Annotated in this window: 20 protein-coding genes; 18 read left to right on the plus strand and 2 right to left on the minus strand. The window is 54.4% G+C overall.

Annotation, left to right across the window (positions count from 1 at the left end; genetic code table 11):
• Positions 1-3: 3 nt before the first annotated feature.
• Positions 4-687 carry a response regulator transcription factor gene (locus ACI7RC_RS24495; protein WP_408110803.1) on the minus strand — a complete coding sequence of 228 codons (684 nt, stop codon included), beginning with the start codon at positions 685-687 and terminating at the stop codon, positions 4-6.
• A gap of 175 nt (positions 688-862) precedes the next feature.
• Here ACI7RC_RS24495 and ACI7RC_RS24500 point away from each other — a divergent pair, with 175 nt between their 5' ends.
• The 14 genes from ACI7RC_RS24500 to ACI7RC_RS24565 all read left to right on the plus strand — a co-directional run bounded on the left by ACI7RC_RS24500 (position 863) and on the right by ACI7RC_RS24565 (position 12316).
• Entirely contained in the window at positions 863-1747 is an 885-nt protein-coding gene (locus ACI7RC_RS24500) for a R2-like ligand-binding oxidase (protein WP_408110804.1), read from the plus strand.
• 164 nt (positions 1748-1911) lie between these two features.
• Positions 1912-2898: a lipoate--protein ligase gene (gene lplA / locus ACI7RC_RS24505; protein WP_408110805.1), complete on the plus strand. Its 987-nt coding sequence runs from the start codon at positions 1912-1914 to the stop codon at positions 2896-2898.
• A gap of 80 nt (positions 2899-2978) precedes the next feature.
• Positions 2979-3293: a metal-sulfur cluster assembly factor gene (locus ACI7RC_RS24510; protein WP_408110806.1), complete on the plus strand. Its 315-nt coding sequence runs from the start codon at positions 2979-2981 to the stop codon at positions 3291-3293.
• A 206-nt stretch (positions 3294-3499) separates the two neighbouring features.
• Positions 3500-4216, plus strand: coding sequence for a GntR family transcriptional regulator (locus ACI7RC_RS24515; RefSeq protein ID WP_408110807.1), 717 nt, complete (start codon positions 3500-3502; stop codon positions 4214-4216).
• An 86-nt stretch (positions 4217-4302) separates the two neighbouring features.
• The gene (locus ACI7RC_RS24520; protein ID WP_408110808.1) at positions 4303-5379 is read left to right on the plus strand and encodes an ABC transporter substrate-binding protein; all 1077 of its coding nucleotides are present in this window, start codon (positions 4303-4305) and stop codon (positions 5377-5379) included.
• Positions 5380-5393: 14 nt separating this feature from the next.
• A complete protein-coding gene (locus ACI7RC_RS24525) occupies positions 5394-6470 on the plus strand; it encodes an ABC transporter ATP-binding protein (protein ID WP_408110809.1) in 1077 nt (358 codons plus the stop codon).
• Between the two features lie 2 nt (positions 6471-6472).
• A complete protein-coding gene (locus tag ACI7RC_RS24530; RefSeq protein WP_408110810.1) occupies positions 6473-7375 on the plus strand; it encodes an ABC transporter permease in 903 nt (300 codons plus the stop codon).
• On the plus strand, positions 7372-8217 hold the full coding sequence (locus ACI7RC_RS24535) for an ABC transporter permease (RefSeq protein ID WP_408110811.1): 846 nt from the start codon (positions 7372-7374) through the stop codon (positions 8215-8217). The genes ACI7RC_RS24530 and ACI7RC_RS24535 overlap by 4 nt, the downstream gene beginning before the upstream one ends.
• Positions 8186-8512, plus strand: coding sequence for a (2Fe-2S)-binding protein (locus ACI7RC_RS24540; protein ID WP_408110812.1), 327 nt, complete (start codon positions 8186-8188; stop codon positions 8510-8512). Before ACI7RC_RS24535 ends, ACI7RC_RS24540 begins: the two co-directional genes overlap by 32 nt.
• Entirely contained in the window at positions 8502-9626 is a 1125-nt protein-coding gene (locus ACI7RC_RS24545) for an NAD(P)/FAD-dependent oxidoreductase (protein ID WP_408110813.1), read from the plus strand. The genes ACI7RC_RS24540 and ACI7RC_RS24545 overlap by 11 nt, the downstream gene beginning before the upstream one ends.
• A gap of 5 nt (positions 9627-9631) precedes the next feature.
• Positions 9632-9988, plus strand: a complete 357-nt coding sequence (locus ACI7RC_RS24550) for a (2Fe-2S)-binding protein (RefSeq protein ID WP_408110814.1) — start codon at positions 9632-9634, stop codon at positions 9986-9988.
• Entirely contained in the window at positions 9978-11051 is a 1074-nt protein-coding gene (locus ACI7RC_RS24555) for an NAD(P)/FAD-dependent oxidoreductase (RefSeq protein WP_408110815.1), read from the plus strand. Before ACI7RC_RS24550 ends, ACI7RC_RS24555 begins: the two co-directional genes overlap by 11 nt.
• 28 nt (positions 11052-11079) lie before the next feature.
• Positions 11080-11268 (plus strand): 2-hydroxymuconate tautomerase, encoded by a 189-nt coding sequence (locus ACI7RC_RS24560; RefSeq protein ID WP_408110816.1) that lies wholly within the window; start codon positions 11080-11082, stop codon positions 11266-11268.
• Between the two features lie 157 nt (positions 11269-11425).
• A complete protein-coding gene (locus ACI7RC_RS24565) occupies positions 11426-12316 on the plus strand; it encodes a fumarylacetoacetate hydrolase family protein (RefSeq protein WP_408110817.1) in 891 nt (296 codons plus the stop codon).
• Positions 12317-12438: 122 nt separating this feature from the next.
• On the opposite strand, the gene ACI7RC_RS24570 is transcribed toward ACI7RC_RS24565, so the two are convergent.
• Positions 12439-14178, minus strand: coding sequence for a methyl-accepting chemotaxis protein (locus ACI7RC_RS24570; protein WP_408110818.1), 1740 nt, complete (start codon positions 14176-14178; stop codon positions 12439-12441).
• A gap of 108 nt (positions 14179-14286) precedes the next feature.
• On the opposite strand from ACI7RC_RS24570, the gene ACI7RC_RS24575 reads away from it, so the two are divergent.
• From ACI7RC_RS24575 to ACI7RC_RS24590, 4 genes are all read left to right on the plus strand, one after another.
• Positions 14287-16314, plus strand: coding sequence for a sigma-54 interaction domain-containing protein (locus tag ACI7RC_RS24575; protein ID WP_408110829.1), 2028 nt, complete (start codon positions 14287-14289; stop codon positions 16312-16314).
• Positions 16315-16529: 215 nt separating this feature from the next.
• Entirely contained in the window at positions 16530-17630 is a 1101-nt protein-coding gene (locus tag ACI7RC_RS24580) for a M20 family metallopeptidase (RefSeq protein ID WP_408110819.1), read from the plus strand.
• Positions 17627-18388 carry an SDR family NAD(P)-dependent oxidoreductase gene (locus tag ACI7RC_RS24585; RefSeq protein WP_408110820.1) on the plus strand — a complete coding sequence of 254 codons (762 nt, stop codon included), beginning with the start codon at positions 17627-17629 and terminating at the stop codon, positions 18386-18388. Before ACI7RC_RS24580 ends, ACI7RC_RS24585 begins: the two co-directional genes overlap by 4 nt.
• A gap of 30 nt (positions 18389-18418) precedes the next feature.
• Positions 18419-19777, plus strand: coding sequence for a glutamine synthetase family protein (locus ACI7RC_RS24590; RefSeq protein ID WP_408110821.1), 1359 nt, complete (start codon positions 18419-18421; stop codon positions 19775-19777).
• Positions 19778-19792: the final 15 nt, after the last annotated feature.

Here is a 19792-nt window from a genome sequence, read left to right on the forward strand (position 1 = left end):
CGCTCATTTGATGATCCCGGTTCGCAGCGCGATCGCTACGGCTTCTGTCCGGTTTTGAGCATTCATTTTTCGCAAGGCAGACTTGATATAGTCTCGAACGGTATATTCGCTTATTCCCATGTGGTCGGCCATCTCCTTGATGAATTCACCCCAGGCCATTCGCTGCAGAACTTCGCGTTCACGATTGCTCAGTACCTGCCGGGGACGCTGTTCCCGCTCGATGAAGGTCTCTCCAATCATCTGCCCGTAGATGGTCAAAGCCTGAAGCATCTTTGTCCCGATCGTGCCCGGTCCGGCGTAACGGGTTACCGTGGCACAGCCGATTGTCAACGGTCCGCTGCAGATCGGCACGACGAGGAGGTAGGAGAGTCCTTGTACATATTTGGCGGGAAAATGTCGAGCCAAACTGGCGGAGTCGATGATGTCTGCCCGTTTCGAATGGATCGCGGCGTGCATCGGCGGGATTGTACGGACGTCTTCCCGAATCTCTCGAATGCTGTATATTCCGCGCTCGCACGCCCGGATGATTCCTTCGCCTGTTTCGTTCATGGCCGAGTAGGTAAACAATGAGGCCGCACGGAAATGAAACAGATCGAGAAATCCGCGAACAGCAAGAACATGTTTCGCCTCCTGCTGCTTTGTTTTGCAAATGCGCTCCAGGTAGCGCAGCATCTCGGCCATCTCCATGAACCAAAACCCCCCTCTTTTAGGGAATACAAGTCTGCCGGATCAGCAAGCTACAATAAGAGGAAGTAAGGCATGCCTCTTCCTTTCCTATACTGTATGTTCCGTATCTGGGAAAAATAGCGCTGTGAAAGGGAGAGCGGCTCTAACTGGGAGTATCTTTTCAGGAGGGGTATTCGTGAGGAAGGAAATGATTACGACGGGTTGTCGGGGACTGAAGACGGATCTGCTGCCGTACCAGCTGTATCAGAAGGCCAAACGGTTTGGCACTTGGAACCCGCAGGACATCGACTTCAGCCAGGACCAGGCAGACTGGGTGAGAATGACAGCGGAGCAGAGAGATGAGACGCTGCGCAGAATGGCCGGCTTTCTCGGGGGAGAGGAAGCTGTCACGCTTGACTTGCTGCCGCTGATCATGGCGATTGCCAAACAAGGGAGAATCGAGGAAGAGATGTTTCTGACCACCTTCTTGTTTGAAGAGGCAAAACATACGGAGTTTTTCCGCCTCGCGCTCGATGCTATCGGGGAAACAGGGGATCTTGCACAGTATCATGGGGACGCCTACAAAAGAGTGTTTTATGAAATTCTCCCCGAGGCCATGGAGCGGTTGATCACTGACCAGTCCCCGGAGGCGGTGGCGGAAGCATCGACGATCTACAATATGTTCGTAGAAGGGGTATTGGCGGAGACGGGCTATTACGCCTTTTACGAGGGGCTGAGCAAGGCGGGCGTCATGCCGGGATTGATGAAAGGGGTCGGCTACCTGAAAATGGATGAGTCGCGCCACATCAGCTATGGCACGTTTTTGCTACAGCGGTTGATTTGCGAACACCCTCAGCTGTTTGAGCAGATCGTCAAAAAGCTGGAGGAACTGCTTCCGCTAGCGCGGGAGATGTATCAGGGATTGGAGCAGAAGGAGAGCAGCGCGTTTGGCGTCCGGTATGCCGACCTGCTCAGCTATTCCCAAAAGCAGTTCAACGTCCGGATCGAGGTGCTGGCGCGGGCAAAGGGGCAATCACTGGAAGAGTTGTACAGAAACACGCAAGCGGCGTCTGATGCATAGCCGGCATAGGGAGACGGCAAGTTCTGAAAGGCGGAGCCTGATTGGCTCCGTTTCTGTTCGCCGGCGGCCCGCAGCGCAAGGGGTCATCCAAGTGTCGAGCGGTACCGTCTTGTCCTTGTCATTCTTCCCGCTTCTACTACAATAGAGAGAAGGGGGGAAATCTGATGAAATTTATCGATAACCAAGGGATCACCGATCCGCGAATCAATCTGGCGATAGAGGAATACTGCTTGAAAAACCTGCCTGACGATGAGGACTACCTGCTGTTTTACATCAATGAACCTTCGATCATTATCGGCAAGAACCAGAATACGATGGAAGAGATCAATATCGATTACGTAACGGAGCACAAAATCCACGTGGTGCGCCGCATGTCGGGGGGCGGTGCCGTCTACCACGACCTGGGCAACCTGAATTTCAGCTTTATCACCAAGGATGACGGCCAGTCGTTCCACAATTTCAAGAAGTTTACCGAACCTGTCGTACAAGCTCTGCGCCAACTGGGTGTCAATGCCGAGCTTACCGGGCGCAACGACATCCAGGTCGGCGAGCGGAAAATCTCCGGAAACGCCCAGTACTCGACCAAAGGGAGGATGTTCAGCCACGGAACGCTGCTGTTCGATTCCAATCTGGAGACGGTCGTGCAGACGTTAAAGGTGAACCCGCAGAAGATCCAGTCAAAAGGGATCAAGTCGATTCGCAGCCGCGTAGCCAACATCTCGGAATTCCTGAACGAAAAGCTCACCATTGAGCAGTTCCGGGAGTCGCTCCTCCGCTTTATTTTCCAAGGAGAAGAAGTGGTCGAGTACCGGCTGACAGAGGAAGATTGGGAAAAGATTCACGAGCTGTCAAAAGCAAAATACCAGAACTGGGACTGGAATTTTGGAAAATCGCCGAAGAGCAATTTCCGCCAGACCAAGCGCTTTGACATCGGAACCGTAGAGGTCCAGCTGTCAATCGACAAGGGAAAAATCCAGCAAGCGAAGGTGTACGGCGACTTTTTTGGCGTAGAAGACGTAGCCGATCTGGAGCAGATGCTGGTCGGCGTCGTTTACGAAAAACAGGCCGTCTATGAGATTTTATCGGGTGTCGACCTTGGAAAATACTTCGGCAAAATCGATGCCGAAGAGTTGACCGCACTGTTTTTCTAAGGTTTGCTTGCATAAAAGGGCCTCTGTCAGGCAAACTACAGCAAAGATGTACCTTTTGCCAGCGACTGGAGGGCCTGCCGATGAATATGGAAGATAAAGTATGGGCTGCTTTGGAAGAAGTGATCGATCCTGAACTTGGCATCAACATCGTCGACCTGGGATTGGTGTATGACGTTGGCGTCGATGATCGTCAAAATGTCATCGTCACCATGACGTTAACGACGCCTGGCTGTCCGCTGCACGGTTTTATTTCCGACGAGGTAACCAAGAAGGTAAAGGGCATTCCCGAAGTGAAGGAAGTGGAAGTCAATCTCGTCTGGGAACCAGCCTGGACACCGGCCCGGATGAACGACAAAGCCAGGGAGGAATTTAGACAGCGCCATGCCATGTTGTAGATCAACAGCGAACCGCCCCAACAGGCGGTCAGTGGGCGGCAGCAACCGTGAAGGGGCTGCCGCTCCATTTTTTCAAGGCTGCAGGCTAAGAGTTGAAACGCTTACTTGACAGAATTCAGCACACGACATACAATCAAGTGTAAATTCAGAATATTCGACGAGAAAGGATATATCTTTATAACTATATACACTTTGGAGAGTGAATGATGAAACTGGACAAGAATTCGCCGATCCCGCTATACCACCAGTTGAAGACGATCATCGAGGAGAAGATTGCGCTTGAAGAGTGGCTGCCGGGCTTTCAGCTGCCGACGGAAAACGAGCTGGCCGAAGCTCTGGAGGTAAGCCGGATTACTGTCAAGCGTGCCATTACCGATCTGGTGCACGCTGGCCTGTTGTACCGTCAGCAGGGCAAAGGGACGTTTGTCACCAGGAAGGGAAGAGAAGAAGATCTGTACCAAAGCGTTAGCCTGGCTAATGACGATGCCAGCTACCCGCACAAGACTGTCAGCTTTTCCATCGAACCGGCGGGGGAGAGTATCGCCAAGGCGCTGGGGATAGCAAAGAGCGACCTCGTAGCCAAGATCAATCGGATCAAGCTGGTTGACGAGGAACCGACCGTCATCGAGTATTCGTACCTTCCCTGCGATGTCTGCCCGGACTTTACGCCGCAGCTGATCGAGAACGACTTGATCTACAATGTCCTGAAAAAACGCTACCAGGTCGTACTGGACCGGGCCAAGATATATCTGGCCTCCTCTGTAGCGAATGAGTATGAAGCGTCCCTGTTGAAAATTCGGAAAGGGACATCCGTGATTGTAATGGAGCGTACCACCTACACTTCGCAAAACCGCATCGTCGAATTTTCCAAGTTCATCGAGCGGTCGGATCGTGCCCGGTACTATCTGGAAGTAAAACTGTGATTTTCTTAAAAAGGAAAAAGCGCAGGGAATCAGTTCTTCACCTAAAAAGGTTATATCAATATATCTATATAAGGAGGAAGAGGTATATGAAAAAACGGTTAGGGTTGGGGCCGTTATTGCTGGCAGCATTGCTGGCAACGGGCTGCGGTGCAGGTGGACAACCGGCATCTTCCGGCGGCAAAGAAGAAAGCAGCACATTAGTCGTGGCTGCCTATGGTGGAAGCCACGAGAAGGCGATGAAAGAGTCGATCATCCCTTTATTCGAACAAAAGTACAAGGCGAAAGTGACCTATGTCACGGGCAGCTCAATGGACACCTTGGCGAAGTTGCAGGCACAAAAGGACAAACCGCAAATAGATGTGGCCTTTATGGACGATGGCCCGCAAGCTATGGCAAAATCCTTCGGCTTGTTGGCACCCCTTGATCCTGCTAAAGTGCCTCATTTATCCGAAGTCTACGACATCGCAAAAGATAGTGACAACATAGGTGTGGCAACCGGTTTGGACGCTACCGGACTGTCGTACAATACCAAGGTGTTTAAAGAGGAGGGATGGACTGCGCCGTCTTCCTGGAACGATATTAGCAACACGGAATTTAAAGACAAGCTGGTGCTGCCCTCAATTGCCAATACTTACGGGGTTCACTTGTTGGTCATGTTAGCCAAGGCGAACGGAGGCAGTGAGAGTAATATTGAGCCCGGTTTTGCCAAGCTTAAGGAAATTGCCCAATATGCTGTTACCTTTGACAAGACGGCTGACGTTTCCAATTACTTCATGCAAGGCGAAACTGTTATATCTGCTTGGGGGGTTGGACGCACCTTTACGCTTCAGTCGAAGAACTTCCCGATTGACTTTGTGTACCCCAAAGAAGGAGCCGTAGCCTTAATGCCGACAGCAAATCTGGTAAAAAATGCTCCCCATCCCGAGTTGGCACAAGCATTCATCGATTTTATGCTAAGTGAAGAAGCGCAGGAAGCGCAAAGTAAAGCCACTTTCACAGGACCGGTCAACAAGCAGGTGAAGCTGCCCGAAGATGTGGCAGCCAAGGTGGTCTACGGCGAAGAGACGGTCAACAAGCTGGTAAGGATGGACTGGAAGACGGTCAACGAAAACCGTGCCGCCTGGACGGAGCGGGCCAACAAGGAAATCGAGATCGCTCACTAGAAGGGGGAAGGCATGTGAGTTACCTGCGGCTGCATAATATAGTCAAAACATTCGGTCAAAGCAAAATTGTCAAACACCTGTCGCTGGACATCGAAAAAGGGGAGTTGATATCGTTTCTCGGCCCTTCCGGCTGCGGCAAGACGACCACGCTCAACATGATCGCAGGATTTTTGGCATTGGACGAGGGAGCGATCGAAGTAGAGGGGAGGCCGGTACATAACCTCCCCCCTTACAAGCGAAGCATGGGCATGGTCTTTCAAAATTACGCGCTGTTTCCCCACATGACTGTCTACGACAACGTCGCTTACGGACTGAAGCTGCGCAAGGTCCCGCGGGATCAGATTCGTCAACGGGTGCAGTCGGCACTTGAGATGACGAGGCTGGAAGCCTTGCGGGACCGCTATCCCAAACAGCTCTCAGGGGGGCAGCAGCAGCGTGTGGCGATTTCCCGCGCGCTGGTGATCGAGCCGACCGTCCTGCTCTTGGACGAACCGCTCAGCAACCTGGACGCCCGGCTGCGCCAGGAGATGCGCGAGGAGATCTCGCTCATCCAGAAGCAGGTGGGGATCACCACCATATTCGTCACCCATGACCAGGAAGAAGCCCTGTCCATTTCTGACCGGATCGCGGTCATGAACGAGGGCAGGATCGAACAGGTGGATACGCCGGAGCAAATCTACAACCAGCCGAAGACGTCTTTTGTCGCCAGCTTCATCGGCGAAGTAAACAGGCTGTCAGGGGAAATCGTCGGTTCCACGGAGCAGGAATGTACCGTGCATGTATACGGCAACACCCTCCAGCTCCCTCTGCCGCCCGCTCCGGCTGGCATAGGGCGTGCAACCTTTTACATCCGCCCGGAGCGAATGCACATCTCCCGCGTGAAGCCGGACGCATATCCGGCGGTTGCGGCCACGCTGGCGAGGAAGGTGTTTCTCGGATCCAAGACGCGGTTCATCCTGCAGGTCAGAGATCAGCAGATCGTGGCGGAAGCGTCAGAATCATCAGTCGGCATGGACGATATCCTGCAGGATGAACAGGTATATGTCTATTGGGAGCCAAAGGATTTGTTGTTGGCGGGAAGCGAGGTGTAGGCGTGCAACCTGCTATCGCCGAAAGCACAACTCAGCCCAATCGGAAAAAAGCGCGGAAATGGGACGTTTGGCTGCTGCTCTTGCCCTGCTTGCTGATCTTTGTCGTTTTCTTCCTGGTTCCGCTGCTCTATCTGTTCGTCGGAAGTTTTCATCCGTTCGATCCTACCTCCGGTATGGGCGAGGGCTGGACGTTGGAAAACTATGGGAAATTCCTGTTTGATCCTTTTTATCTGGGCGTCCTGTGGAATACGATCAGAATCGGTCTGGTCACGACGATCGCTGCACTTGTGATCGGGTATCCAGTCGCGTACCACCTCGTCCAGACCACGGGCCGAACGCGCAACCTTCTGACGCTCTTGCTGCTCTCGCCGCTCTTGATCAGCATGGTGATCCGCTGCTACGGCTGGGTGATCCTGCTGGCCAACAACGGGGTGATCAACAATGTGCTGCTGTCGCTTGGGTGGATCGACAAGCCGCTGAAATTGCTGTATTCCGAACTCGGAGTGGAGATCGGGATGGTCCATGTCCTGTTTCCGTACATGGTGCTGGGCATCGTCGGATCGCTGGAACGCATCGATCCTTCAGTTTTACAGGCGTCGCAAAATCTCGGGGCAAGTCCGGTACGGACGTTCTTTTCGGTCACGCTGCCGCTCAGCTTGCCGGGAGTTTTCGCCGGTTCCGTGATGGTGTTCAGTCTGGCGTCCAGTTCGTTTGTGACCCCTGCGATCCTCGGCGGGCCGCAAGTGAAAGTGATGTCCTACCTGACGTACGAACAGGTGGTCGTGCTGCTCAATTGGCCGTACGGCGGGGCGATCGGCTTTGTCTTGATCCTGATGACGACGCTCATCCTGCTGATTTACAGCCGCTTGCTCAACCAATCGAAAGCGGGGGTGGCGATACAATGAACCGGTCATACTCCAAGTGGGCGCTCCGAGGGTACGTCAGCTTGATCTATCTTTTCTTGCTGGCTCCGGTCGTCGTGATCCTGCTCTCCTCCCTGACGGAGACGGAATATGTCACATTCCCGCCGAAGGGAATTACGCTGCGATGGTATGCCGAGCTGTTCAACCATCCGGAATTCATTCAATCGTTCGGCTTGAGCTTTACCGTCGCGGCCGGAGCGGCTTTGATCGCAACTGCGTTGGGAACACTGGCTTCACTCGCACTGGTCCGCTATGACTTTCGCGGCAAGGCGGCCTTGACGCAATTTTTCGGGTCGCCCATGCTGATACCGTCTGTGGTCTTTGGAATTGCCCTGCTGCAGTATTTTTCCTGGATCGGACTTGCGGCAAGTCCGTTGGCGCTCGTCCTGGGCCATATCATCCTGACCGTCCCCTACGTCATCAGGCTGGTGATGGCCAGCCTTGTCGGCTTCAACCGATCGATTGAACAGGCAGCGATGAATCTGGGGGCATCTCCCCTGCAGGTGTTCTTCCACATCACATTGCCGGTGATCAAATCAGGGATCATCGCCGGGGCCGTGTTTGCTTTTATCACCTCGTTTGACGATTTGACGGTAGCCTTGTTCATCGTCAGTACGGATGTGGTGACGCTTCCGGTGCGGATTTTTACCTACATCCAGTACCAGTACGATCCGATCATTACGTCCGTATCCAGCATCATGATCTTTATCACCATCCTGCTGATGATCGTCATCGAAAAGGTTTTTGGGGTAGGCCGGCTGTACGCCATGAAAAATACGGAGGAGGAGAGACATGGAGATTCTGCATCATCCGGTACTCGGTGAACTGCCAGACGCAGAAAGGATTACGATCGATTTTGAGGGGCGAAAGATAGAGGCCCGGCCCGGCCAGACGGTTGCATTTGCCTTGATGGCAAACGGCATTGTCGCGCTGGGGCGAAGCCGTAAATTGCGGCAGGCAAGGGGTGTGTATTGCGCTTCGGGGAGATGCTGCAGTTGTTTTATGACGATTGACGGACATGAACACGTCCGGGCTTGTGTCACCCGGGTGCGGGCAGGCATGAAGATCCGGCAAAACACAGGCGATCCGCAGGTAGGGAGAGATCTGGATGAAGACTGACATACTCGTGATTGGCGGCGGTCCGGCAGGATTGCTGGCGGCTTATGAGGCAGCCGCCAGCGGCAGGAAAGTGACGATTGTCGAGGAATCGTGGTCGCTTGGCGGTCAACTGCGCCAGCAGACACAGGTGCTGGAGGATTTGCCCGCCCCTTATACCGGGGCGAGGGGATTTGTCTTGGCCGAGCGGCTGCTTGGGCAGCTTGAACCGCTTCCTGTCGATATTCTGCTCGAACACGCGATGATCGGCCGCTTTGCCGACGGCAGCATCGGCATCAGTGACGAGCAGCAGGTGCAAAGGGTCGCCGCTGCCAGCGTAATCTTCGCGACGGGAGCTGCCGAAACGCCTGTCACCTTCCCCGGCTGGACTCTTCCAGGAGTGATGACGCCAGGAGCTGCGCAAATCGCCATCAACCGGGAACGGGTGCTCCCCGGGAAGAAGGCGCTGATGGTCGGTTCCAGCGACTTCGCGATCGAAGTCGTTCGGCAAATGCACGAGGTCGGCATCGATGTGCTGGCAGTCGTAGAGCAAAGCGGAGCGATTCAGGCCAAGCGGAAAGAAAATCATCAGTACGCGGCTGAACATGTCCCCGTGCTGCTCGGGGCTGAGATTAGCGAAGCGAAAGGTACGGGAAGGGTAGAGCAGGCCTTCGTCCGAAAGAACAGCACGGATCAGCCGATCTCCTACGAGGTAGATCTGATCTGTACGGATGGCGGACGCCACCCGATTTTGGAGCCGTTCTCGATCCTCGACTGCGAGCTCGCTTTCCGGCAGCAGTTGGGCGGGTGGCTGCCCAGCTACGATATGGACCTGCAGACCTCTGTCGAAGGGATCTTTGTCGCCGGTAATGCGGCCGGCGTCAGCAGCCAGGCAGCCTGCTTGCTGACCGGAATGATCGCCGGCATTTCCGCAGCCGCCCGCGTAAGCCAGCCGTCCAGCCGGCAAGAGCTGGCGCAGCGCAAACAGGAACTGTGGCAAGCGTTGTGCCGCATCGAGAACGGGGTTGATCCGTTGGTGTGGGATGAGAGAGTGAATCATTTATCCGAGTGGATGAACCTGAGGTTGTCCCGCGATCCAAGCGAGTGGCTGCACGTGTCAGGTCAGGGGAAGGAGTGAAGTACATGGACACATCGACGATTCTCTGCCGCTGCGAAGAGATCACGGCCGAAGAAATCCAGCTGGCACTGCAGCAGGGGGCGGAAAGCTTTGATGATGTAAAGCGATTGACCCGCTGCGGAATGGGCCAGTGTCAGGCGAAAATCTGCCGCATACCGGTGTCGCAGTACATCGCCGACTGCAGAACGATTCACGTCTCAAGCGTGCCGCTGCCCCGTTTGAGAATGCCGCTGCGACCCATACCGATCGGAGTCTTGGCTGCGAGTGTAGACAGCGCTTTTGCGGAAAACGCCCTGTTGGCGGAAGCAGAGCAACCACACCAGGGAAGCAAGGACGGAGGAGGGGATGCAGGTGAGAAGTGAATACGAGACGATCATTGTCGGCGGCGGCGTGATCGGCAACAGCATCGCCTGCCACCTGGCGGAAAAGCGTCAGGAAGGCATCCTCTTGATCGAACAAAAATATCCCTTGACCGGAACTTCTGGCTCGACACAGGCATGGGTCTGGGTCCACACCAAGACTCCATCGTATTACGGCGAATTCAGCATGTACAGCTCGGAGCTGTACCCTTATCTGGAGCGAAGGATCGGCGATGTGGAATTCCATCGCACCGGGGGACTGGCTCCGTTCTTCACCGAGGCGGAGCGGGAGCGGGCGAAGCGGCTGGCCGAAAGTCAGGCGGAAGTGGGAATCGAGATCCAGGTGTTGACCCGTGATGAGGTATTGGCGATGGAACCCGCGCTCTCCCCGGAGGTGGCCGGTGCTACCTTCAGCCGGATTGACGGCAACGTCAACCCGCTGCGGCTGGTGGAGATGTACATGCGCACAGCCAAAAAGCACGGGGTGGAGTACCTGTTTTACAACCGCGTAACCGATCTGGAAAAACACCGCGGCCAATTTGTTGTCCATTCAGAAAAAGGTAGTTTCACAGCGAAAAATCTGATCCTCTGTGCCGGTGTCTGGTCGCGGGAAGTCGGAAAAATGCTTGGCATTAACATACCGATCGATCCGGTTCGGGGCCAAATTCTCATCACGGAGCCGCTCGCCCCGCTGATAAACCATACGATCAGCAGCATGAGGCAGACGCTCAACGGCGAGGTGTTGATCGGTTACTCGCACGAACGTGCGGGGTTTGACCGCAGCAGTACGCTTGACATCATCCAGAATACGGCAAGCCTGGCCGCCCATGTCGTGCCTGCTCTCGCAAAGGCCCATGTCGTTCGCTGCTTTTCCGGCATCCGGGCGATGCCGGAGGATGAACTGCCGATTCTCGGCAAGGTTCCAGGAGTGGAGCACCTGTACGTTGCCGCCATGCACAGCGGCATTACGCTCTCTCCCCTGGTAGGGACGCTGATGACAGAGTTGATCACGGAGGGAGACACGTCGATCCCGATTGACCGGTACAGTATCACCAGATTTGCTTGAAGCCAAAAAAGACATGGAGGGAAGCAGGATGCCATTGGTACATATTGAGCTGTTGGAAGGAAGGTCAGATGAGAAAAAGCTAGCCATGATTCGCCGCGTCACGGAGGCGATGGCGGAATCCTTGGAGATCGAAGCGGAAGAAGTCGACATCATCGTCCGGGAGGTCAGGCGAAAAGATTGGGCGACCGGCGGCGTCACCTGGGACCGGCAGGGATGATCGGCTGAGGGTGCAGGCAGGAATTCGCAGACAAGAGTCGAACTAGATAAAATCGTCAGAAAAGATAAGGGCGCAGTCGGAGCGCCCCGTTTCTTTTGGCTGCGGACAGTGTGAAGTATCGGCAGTGTTGTCAAAAGCAAGCATAGGAGGAATACAGATGATCACGATTACATTCCAAAAAGAAGGCAAGCTGTGTCTGGGAATGAAAACCGACAGAGGAATCCTGGATGTGGAACAGGCGGTTGCAGCCTTTCCCGAATATCAGGACGCGCCGACTACAGTAGGCGACCTGATCGCCCGCGGCGAAGCGGGGAAAGCGCTTCTCGCGCAGCTGGCAGACAAGGCCGGCGAAAACAGCTCTCTGTTCCTCGAGGAGGAGACGCTTCAACTCGGCCCTTGTGTCCCTGAACCGCCAAAAATCGTCTGCGTCGGCCTTAACTACAAAAAACACGCAGATGAGTGCAACATGCCATATCCGCCTGCTCCGCTGTTATTCAGCAAATTCCATAATACACTGGCGGCACACGGTGACGAAATCGAGCTCCCGCAGGCTTCTACCCAGGTAGACTACGAGGCGGAACTGGTGATTGTCATCGGAGCGCAAGCGAAAAACGTAACGAAGGCGGACGCGTTGTCGTACGTTTACGGCTACTGCAACGCCAACGACCTGTCGGCGCGCGATCTGCAGTTTAAAAGCTCCCAGTGGCTGCTCGGCAAAACGTGTGACGGTTTTTGTCCGGTCGGTCCTTACCTGGTCAGTGCCGACGAGATCAGAAATCCCAATGACCTGCGCATTACCGCAACGGTAAATGGAGAAGTCCGCCAAGACTCCAACACATCAGACATGATTTTCGCCTGCGACGAGATCATCAGCTACATATCAGAGCATATGACCCTGCAGCCCGGCGATCTGATCTTGACGGGAACACCTGAAGGCGTCATCACGGGTTATCCGGAAGATCAGCGCGTCTGGCTGAAGGATGGGGATGTCGTCACGATCGAAATCGAAAAACTGGGCCAATTGACCAATCGTCTCAGAAAAGCCTGAACAAAGAGATCGCCCGATCCAAAAGCACCTCAATCGAAAAGCAATGCCGGACTCCGAGCAGCGGAATCCGGCATTTGTTTTTCACTCAAGAGGCTTGCGACATGAGAGTAGGATGTTGTTTGTTACGCCTTGAATTTCCCAACGATCGTCTGCAGCTCGTGTGCCATCTGGTTTAATGTTTGGACAGACTCAGCGATCATTTGTGTGGATGCAAGCTGTTCTTCAGCTGAAGAGGCAACAGCAGAGATGTTGGCCGCCGACTCTTTGGCGATGGAGGCCAATTCCTGTACGGTTGCGGACACCTCTTCGGAGCCGGCCGACATCTGCTGGGAGATGGCCGATACCTCCTGCACCTGATCCGCGACGTCCTGAGTGGCCTGCAGAATATGCTGGAATGCCAGGCCCGCTTCGTTGGCTACGTGGATTCCCACCTCGACCTCTCGCGTCCCTTCCTGCATCGTCTGTACGGCTTTTGCCGTATCCTGCTGCGTTTCTACGATTAAACTGGTGATTTGCGCGGTAGACCGTGCCGATTGCTCAGCCAGTTTGCGCACCTCATCCGCTACGACGGCAAATCCCTTGCCTTGTTCACCCGCTCTTGCCGCTTCGATCGCGGCGTTGAGCGCCAACAGATTCGTCTGCGAGGCAATCTCGGAGATCACATCGACAATCTTGCCGATTTCCTGTGAACGCTCATCCAAAGTAGTGACGACGAGAGAGGATGAGTTGACAGCTCGGCTGATCGCATCGATCTGGCCAACCACTTTGTTGATAGAATTGTAGCCCTGCTGCGCTTTCTCGGCCATGTCAGCCGATGACTCGGCTACGTTGGAGGAGGCTTCCGCGATGCGCTGAATGCCGATCGCCATCTCATCCATGGCTTTGGCATTTTCTTCAGCAGACTGGGCCTGGGTCGTTGTACCGCCGGCCACTTCCTGGATGGCATTCGTCATCTGATTGATCGAGGCGGTGTTCTGCTCCGCGGTCACGGACAGCTCGCTGGCAGAAGCGGCGGCATGCTCGGCGTATTGCTGCACGCGGCGAATGATCGTTCTCCACTGGGACAGGAGGCCGTTTACCTTTTGACTCAATACGCCCAGCTCGTCCTGGCTGTCCACCTTCAGCTCCAGATCCAATCTGCCCTCGCTCATCTGACTGATGGCATCAAACACGTGCTGCAGCGGCGAAAGAAATCTGCGCAAAGCTACAAACTGAATTACGAAAATACCGATAAAGGAGAGGATCAGGACGGCTGCCAGCCACAGCAACAACTGGTTAGTGCCTTTGGCGATGATGCTTGCATCCGTATCCACTCCGAATATCGCGATTACCTGCCCGTTATCATCCATAATGGGCTCCAGGATGGTCATCCACGTGCCGTAAGAGTCGGTATAGACACCAGTGTTGACCGCTTCCTTCGAGCTCATCAGGCGTTGGTAGGCAGCGACCCATTTGTCTGCTTGTTCAAACATATCCCCGGGGCTGTAGCCCGCTTCCTGCACATCGGTAGGAACGGCAACGGTCAGATTGGTATTGCCATTGGTCATTTCCGCTCCGAATATGTATCCTTGGGCGATGTTGGGGTTTTCCTTGGACATGCGGTCCAGCTGCTGTGTCAGCTGCTTTTGAACGGGAGCGGATTTTTCATGCTGGATCAAGGCTTGTTTCACGTCGTCCAGCTTCAGCCCGCCTTTTGCGTAGGAGGCAAATCCCCGCGCCTGTTGATCCAGATTTTCCAACAAAAAAGCTTTTTGGATAAAGTAACTGGTCAGGGTGAGTACGATCCCCATCAGTAAAATGGTCAGTGTCGATAAGATGAGATTCTTGCCGAAAAAAGATAATCGTGAACCTAACCGAAACATTTGCTCTTCCTCCTGTTATAATAGTAACAATTTAATATTTTGCAAGAATTATGCCGAAAGAGAAAATAGGAAGAATAGGGCAGGAAGTGATCGAGACTGAAACCGTTGATGAAAAAAGTAGCCATTATTGCCGGTTCGCTGCGTACGGCAGCATCCATTGCCAACCAATTGGACTCTTTATTTGGAACATTTATCTCATTCACCGCATTTTCGCTCGAAGATTGGCCGGAAAACAACGGCGATTTCGACATGGTGCTGATTAGTACCCACACCATTTTCACTCGGAGGTCCGCCCCCAAAATCAAGACAGGAACAGTTGTTCTCGTCATCAGACGCACTGTGAGAAGGGACAGCTGGGAAAGAGTGATGGCGATTCCTTCCGGGGAGAGGTTCCTGTTGGTAAACGACGAGAAGGATTCGGCGGAGGAGACGATCGCACTGCTTCGCGAACTTGGAGCAGGGCATATTGAATACGTACCGTATTATCCGGAGACCGACCAGGTCGAACAGCTTTCCGCGGCCATTACTCCCGGGGAGAGCCAATACGTCCCGCCGTTCGTCCGCCGGGTCGTCGATATCGGCGAGCGTGTCGTAGATGTCAGCACGATGGTGGATATGCTGACCCAACTTGGTATATTACACGGCGAAACCAGGGAGATTCTGCTGGATTACACCCATCAGATCATCACCCGCAGCCAGGGCTTGCAAGTCGCCATGCAGGGGCTGATCAACACGAAAAACCTGCTGCAGCTCACCCTGGACATGGTCCAGGACGGGGTGATCGCCTTTGACAACGCCGGCAGGATTACGCTGTTCAATCCGGCGGCAGAGACGATCTTTGCCTGCTCGAATGAACAGGCCAGAGAGTTTACGGTTGACGAGCTGCTTCTCCGGGAAGGAGTGGAGTTGGAGTCCGTGCAAGACTCGCTCGTCACCATCAGGAAACAAAAGATCTGGGTGAACAAGCAGGTCATCAAGAGCGACGGCCACATCATCGGCGGTGTGCTCACCCTGAAGGCTGCGAAAAAGGTCGAAGAGTTAGAGCTGAAATTGCGGATCCAGTCCAAGGGACATGAGGCAAGATACACGTTTTCCGATCTCATCAGCAAGTGCGAGTCGATGAAAAAACTGGCTCGCCGCGCCGAAAAGATGGCCATGAGCGATTTAAGCGTATTGATCCTGGGCGAGAGCGGAACGGGCAAGGAGCTGTTTGCCCACGCCATCCATCAGGCCTCTCCAAGAGCCGCATACCCCTTTGTCGCAGTCAACTGCGGTGCGCTGCCCGACAACCTGCTCGAGAGCGAGTTGTTCGGGTACGAAGACGGGGCGTTCACCGGAGCAAAAAAAGGCGGAAAACCCGGGCTGTTTGAGCAGGCCCACAAAGGTACGATCTTTCTCGATGAAATCGGCGATATTTCCGTCAGCATGCAAAGCCGGCTGCTGCGAGTGCTGCAGCAGAAGGAAGTGCTGAAGGTGGGGGGAACGAGACTGCTGCCCGTCGATGTCAGAATTATCGCAGCTACCAATCGGGATTTGCGCAGCCTGGTTGCCGAGGGGAAATTTCGCGACGATTTGTTTTACCGTCTGAAGGTGCTGCAGTTGGAGGTGCCCCCACTGAGGGAGCGGAGGGAAGACATCTTGTTACTCGCCAGCCATTTTTTGCAGAGAAGAGACACCCGCTTGAATCTTGGCAAAGAGATACAAGAAGCCTTGCTGCGCTACCACTGGCCCGGAAATGTCCGAGAGCTGGAAAATGCTATGGAGTACCTGGCATTTATGAATGAAGGGAGTTTGACCTTAGAAGACATTTCCGCCATTCTGGAGGCGCCCCGTTCGCCCCAAGTCGGACAGGATCAGGCTGAGGAGATGGTTGAACGGCCTTTGTTCAGAGGTGAAGTGAATCCGGAACATTTTATTCTGAACCTCATGTACCAGGCCCGGCTGCAGGGAGGGAACACCGGCAGAAGGGCGATCGTGGCGGTTGCCAAAAAGCGGGGTTTGGCTCTGTCGGAAAATGAAGTGAGAAAAACAATCGAGCAATTGCGGCAAGCAGGACTGATCGAAGTAATGACGGGGCGCGCCGGATGCAGATTGACGGAAAAAGGGTACCGTTACATTCAAAATGGGATAGGGTAATGGGATGAATGGGGTATTTACACCCCGTTTATCCCATTTTTTCGACTTATTTCGGGACAAATGGCTTATTTTTCGCTGATAGATTTGGCATCAAACTTGCAAGAAGATGGAAGAGATGATTTGTTCATCAATCAACAGAGGGAACAGCGGAGGGGGAGATTTTTATTTATTGATAAACTTTTTTGATAGCTTGAGTGGATAAGGATGTGGATGAGATGCAGGAGGAAACCCTTGTTGCGCTGATAAGTGATTTAATCCGGATGGAGAATACCCATCCTGCAGCCATAAACAAATCGGCTGAATATTGTGCCAACTGGTTGAGCCAACGCGGAGTGCAAGCCCAATTGCGGGAAAATCGAGGATTAAAGATGGTTGTGGCCAGCTGCAGCCCTGCTGTGAGACCGCGAGCCAGCGTCATTTTAAACGGGCACCTCGATGTGGTCCCGGGCAGCCCTGCTGATTTCGTTCCCCGGCTTGAAGGCGGAAAGCTGTTTGGCCGCGGCAGCTATGACATGCTGGGCGCCGTGGCTGTGATGATGATGCTGACAGCCGAATTGGCAAAAAACCCTCTTGGGATTCAGGTCGTGCTAAAACTGGTGCCCGATGAAGAACAGGGGGGAGAGCTGGGAACCGGGTATCTGGTAGACAACGGCGTGCTGGGTGACTTCGTCATCTGCGGCGAACCGACCAATCTGGGCGTGGCCGTCCAGGCAAAGGGCGTACTGCAGCTTGAGATTGAGTCGACCGGAGAAGCGGCCCACGGCAGCCGCCCTTGGCTGGGGAAAAATGCCATCCTTCAAGCGATGGAAGACTACCGATCGATCGCTTCCCTGGATTTTCTCAAGGCGAGCAGTCCCTATTTTTCCAAGCCTTCCTTTAATCTGGCGAAAATCCAAGGAGGAGGGGCGCTGAACCAGGTTCCGGATTCGTGTGCGTTTCACCTGGATATCCGCTATCTTCCCAACCAAAACCCGGAAGAGCTGGTCGAGCAAGTCCGGCGGGCGGTGCCCAATGCCGCCGTGCGAGTCGTTCAACACGGGGCGCCCGTGCAAACGGATGAACACGACAAGCACGTTCAGCAGCTGCTTCAGGCAGCAGAAGAAGTGACAAAAACGAAGGTCAGGGTGTTTGGCCAGGATGGTTCGGCCGATACGCGCTTTTACGCGAAGCACGCGATTCCCGCGGTCGAGTTTGGGCCGGCCGGAGCCAATCACCACGGTCCCGATGAGCATGTAGAGATTGCCTCGCTGATGACCTATCATGCGATCTTGCAGCAATTTATCAAAAGACTCGGCAGAAAGGAAGGATCGGAATGAAACTGAAAAACAAAGTCGTCATCGTAACAGGGGCAGGTTCCGGGAATGGACGAGCCATCGCCCTGCGGTATTTTGAAGAGGGAGCGACTGTTGTCGTAGCGGATATCAATGAAGCAGGCGCACATGAGACGATTTCTCTTGCCCCGGAGGGCAGCAAAGCGATGGTCGTCAAAGTGGACGTAACGGATAAGGCAGACGTGGAAAAGATGGTGGCACAGACGATCAAGGAGTTCGGCAAGATCGACATCCTCGTCAACAATGCCGGCATCGTCGGTTTTACTCCGTTTTTGGAGCTTTCGGAGGAAGAGTGGGATCGGGTTCACAACGTGAATCTAAAAGCTCCCTTTTTATGCACACAGGCAGTAGCCAAGGAGATGATCAAGGCGGGATCTGGCGGGCGCATCGTCAATATTACCTCGGTCGAAGCGCATCGCGTCGTCTCCAGCAGCGGTCACTGCCAGCCGCACTACAATTCTTCCAAAGGCGGGCTGCACATGCTGACCAAAGCGACCGCGCTTGAACTGTCCGCTTACGGGATCACGGTCAACTGCGTTGCCCCTGGCGTCGTGCAAACACCGTTTACCGAAAAAGGGCTGTCCAACCCGGCGGTCAAACAGTGGATTTTGGAACGCGTGCCAGCCGGCCGGGTGGGCCAACCGCAGGACGTCGCCAATGCCGTTGTCTTCCTTTCGTTGGATGAATCGGAGTACATTACGGGAAGCACACTGGTCGTGGACGGCGGCTGGACGATTTACTGACCGACGAAGGCACAGAATGGGGGGAAAGAGATGGGCAAATTGGAATTAGAGCAACTGGAACAACTGGTGAAAAGCGGGGATATTCAGACGGTTACCGTGGCCGGAGTCGATATGCAGGGCAAGCTGTTCGGAAAAAAGGTGCCGGCCGGGCACTTCCTGGAGGATGCCAAGGACGGGATTCATACCTGCGCAATCAATTTCATCTGGGACGTGAGTTTGAAATTTGCAGAGAATTACTCGTTTTGCAACTTTGAAACCGGCCTGCACGATATGAAGGTGGTGCCGGATCTCTCCACCCTCAGGACCTACCCGTGGATTGACAAGACGGCGCTCGTCCTGGGAGATATCTACAACAAGGATGGCTCTGAGGTCTCCATCGCCCCGCGGAATATGCTAAAGAAGCAATTGGCCAAGGCAAACCGTATGGGATATACGGCGTACGCCGCCTCCGAGATGGAATTCTACATCTTTAAGGAGACCTCCGAATCGGCTCGAGAAAAGAATTTTGCCAATCTGAAGCCGCTGTTTTCCTATCCGATCGACTACTCGATCTACCGCTTGAACGTAGACGACTGGTTCCTGAGTCAGTTGTCTCGCTACCTGGAAGAGGCAGGCGTGCCGCTGGAAGCGATCAAAGGGGAGTGGGGCAACGGCCAGGTAGAGCTTAACGTGAAGTATGCGGAAGCGCTGGAAATGGCTGACCGGACTGCGATCTACAAGAACGGGATCAAGGAGATCGCCGCGCTTAACGACCTGATGGTGACGTTTATGGCCAAACACGACACCAATGATTCCGGCAGCAGCGGACATACGCATATCAGCCTGTGGGACGAAAGCGGCGCCAACGTGTTTTACGACCCCGACCAGAAGTACGGACTCTCCGAGACAGGACGCCATTTCCTGGGCGGCATGATGGCCTTGGCGCCGGAATTCATGCTCTTCTACGCGCCGTACATCAACTCGTACAAGCGCTTGGCCAATACGGGCGGAGCTCCCAATACGCTGACCTGGGGCGAGGACAATCGTACGGTCTCCTTCCGCGTGGACGGAAAGGGAAAAGCCTGCCGCATAGAAAACCGCATCCCTGGCGCCGATGTCAACCACTACCTGGTGCTGGCGGCGTGCCTGGCTTCCGGATTGTACGGGATCGAGAATCGGATCGAGATCGGCGAGCCGACGCGGGGAGATGCCTCGAATACGCCGGGCGTGCAAAGGCTGCCGGGCAATTTGGCGGAAGCGATCGCCCTCTTGGAAAAGAGCGAGATCGCCCGCACCCTGCTCGGAGAAGAGGTCGTCGAGCACTATCTGACGGCCGCCAGGAATGAATTGAACGATTACTTCTTTGAGGTGACGGATTGGGAGCGGAAAAAGTACTTTGAATTCATTTAAGGAAGAGTGAGGAGG

This window comes from Brevibacillus sp. B_LB10_24, from assembly GCF_046036945.1.
Taxonomy (GTDB): domain Bacteria; phylum Bacillota; class Bacilli; order Brevibacillales; family Brevibacillaceae; genus Brevibacillus_C.

Bases quoted from the DNA above. Each gene is read 5' to 3' on its own strand.
- ACI7RC_RS24495 (WP_408110803.1), bottom strand. From the start codon at position 687: ATGGAGATGGCCGAGATGCTGCGCTACCTGGAGCGCATTTGCAAAACA.
- ACI7RC_RS24550 (WP_408110814.1), top strand. From the start codon at position 9,632: ATGGACACATCGACGATTCTCTGCCGCTGCGAAGAGATCACGGCCGAA.
- ACI7RC_RS24510 (WP_408110806.1), top strand. From the start codon at position 2,979: ATGAATATGGAAGATAAAGTATGGGCTGCTTTGGAAGAAGTGATCGAT.
- ACI7RC_RS24520 (WP_408110808.1), top strand. From the start codon at position 4,303: ATGAAAAAACGGTTAGGGTTGGGGCCGTTATTGCTGGCAGCATTGCTG.
- ACI7RC_RS24585 (WP_408110820.1), top strand. From the start codon at position 17,627: ATGAAACTGAAAAACAAAGTCGTCATCGTAACAGGGGCAGGTTCCGGG.
- ACI7RC_RS24560 (WP_408110816.1), top strand. From the start codon at position 11,080: ATGCCATTGGTACATATTGAGCTGTTGGAAGGAAGGTCAGATGAGAAA.
- ACI7RC_RS24590 (WP_408110821.1), top strand. From the start codon at position 18,419: ATGGGCAAATTGGAATTAGAGCAACTGGAACAACTGGTGAAAAGCGGG.
- ACI7RC_RS24540 (WP_408110812.1), top strand. From the start codon at position 8,186: ATGGAGATTCTGCATCATCCGGTACTCGGTGAACTGCCAGACGCAGAA.
- ACI7RC_RS24575 (WP_408110829.1), top strand. From the start codon at position 14,287: ATGAAAAAAGTAGCCATTATTGCCGGTTCGCTGCGTACGGCAGCATCC.
- ACI7RC_RS24515 (WP_408110807.1), top strand. From the start codon at position 3,500: ATGAAACTGGACAAGAATTCGCCGATCCCGCTATACCACCAGTTGAAG.
- ACI7RC_RS24580 (WP_408110819.1), top strand. From the start codon at position 16,530: ATGCAGGAGGAAACCCTTGTTGCGCTGATAAGTGATTTAATCCGGATG.
- ACI7RC_RS24535 (WP_408110811.1), top strand. From the start codon at position 7,372: ATGAACCGGTCATACTCCAAGTGGGCGCTCCGAGGGTACGTCAGCTTG.
- lplA (WP_408110805.1), top strand. From the start codon at position 1,912: ATGAAATTTATCGATAACCAAGGGATCACCGATCCGCGAATCAATCTG.
- ACI7RC_RS24565 (WP_408110817.1), top strand. From the start codon at position 11,426: ATGATCACGATTACATTCCAAAAAGAAGGCAAGCTGTGTCTGGGAATG.
- ACI7RC_RS24570 (WP_408110818.1), bottom strand. From the start codon at position 14,178: ATGTTTCGGTTAGGTTCACGATTATCTTTTTTCGGCAAGAATCTCATC.
- ACI7RC_RS24545 (WP_408110813.1), top strand. From the start codon at position 8,502: ATGAAGACTGACATACTCGTGATTGGCGGCGGTCCGGCAGGATTGCTG.